Genomic DNA, 935 nt, shown 5'->3' on the forward strand with positions numbered 1-935 from the left:
GGATCGGCCAGGGCGGCATGGCGACCGTCTACCAGGCCCGCGACGAGGCGCTTGGCCGGGAAGTGGCTATCAAGCTGTTCCGTTCCGATGCCACCGATGCGGACGAGATTAACCGCCAACAGGGTGAAGTCCGGGTGCTGGCAGGCCTGAACCACCCGAACCTCGTTATCGTTTTCGACGCAGGCACCGACACCAGCAGGCTGGAACCGCGGACCTACCTCGTGATGGAGCTGATCCGCGGTACGGACCTGCACCGGTTGCGCCGCCGCTCCGACCTCGGCGAAGAATCCAAGCTCAGCCAGCAGGAGGTCGCGACGATGGGCACCGGCCTGGCGGACGCGCTTGCTTACATCCACACTGAGGGAGTCGTTCACCGCGATGTGAAACCGGCCAACATCCTGCTTGGCGGAGGCGACAGGCGGCACCGCACCGACCAGCCCAAACTCACTGACTTCGGCATTGCACGCCTGGTCGACAGCGCACGTTTGACGGCGACCGGCCAATCCATGGGCACGGCCACCTACTTCAGTCCGGAGCAGGCGCAGGGCCTTGCTATTACCCCCGCCTGCGATGTCTACTCACTCGGACTGGTGTTGCTGGAATGCCTCACCGGACGGGTGGCCTTCCCCGGCCCGGCGGTCGCATCTGCTGCCGCACGCGTGCACCGGGACCCGGAAATTCCAGCGTCACTGGGCCGCGGCTGGGTGGAACTGCTCACGGCCATGACGGCACGCAATCCTGCCGACCGACCCTCCTCCGGCGATGTCGCCGCCGCCCTGCGCTCTGGGCCGGCACCGGGCGCGCTCGGAGACTGGCGCCCCGGCGGCGACCAGGGATCGTCGACCGAAGCGATGCAATCCGTCGCGGAAACCGGCCTCTATCCGGCGTCGGAGCCGGCAGGACCTGACACCTACGCGGTGGATTACGGCCCGACG

1 protein-coding gene is annotated in these 935 nt (G+C 67.5%); it reads left to right on the forward strand.

Annotated elements, in window-relative coordinates; all coding sequences use genetic code 11:
• A partial coding sequence (locus Y707_RS24150) for a serine/threonine-protein kinase (RefSeq protein ID WP_155852798.1) occupies positions 1 to 935 on the forward strand: 935 nt, incomplete at both ends.

Origin of the sequence: Arthrobacter sp. H14 (genome assembly GCF_000520495.1) — a bacterium.
Lineage (GTDB): Bacteria > Actinomycetota > Actinomycetes > Actinomycetales > Micrococcaceae > Arthrobacter_C.